General features: G+C 60.3%; 1 protein-coding gene. It reads right to left on the bottom strand.

Features of this window, described 5'->3' with window-relative positions:
* Window positions 1-33: 33 nt before the first annotated feature.
* A partial coding sequence (locus tag KVT37_RS32850; RefSeq protein WP_217579090.1) for a hypothetical protein occupies window positions 34-237 on the bottom strand: 204 nt, incomplete at its 5' end.

Raw genomic sequence — 237 nt, forward strand, 5'->3', positions numbered from 1 at the left:
TCCCTTCCCTCAGCGCACGGGCTGGCACTGGCCCTAGCGTTCACCATGGCGACGCTGGGCGCCACCAGCCCTGATGCGGCTCCGATGAAGAAGCATCATCGTCACCATCACAGGCATCATCGCCGGCACCATCATCACCATCACTACCGTCTCCACCACCATCATTACAACCACCACATGTGATCCTTCCCGCTTGCCGATGGGAAGGCTAGCCTTCGCTTGTTGAGCGACCTCGAC

The sequence above is a fragment of the Mesorhizobium sp. GbtcB19 genome, from assembly GCF_019091085.1.
Classification (GTDB): domain Bacteria; phylum Pseudomonadota; class Alphaproteobacteria; order Rhizobiales; family Rhizobiaceae; genus Mesorhizobium.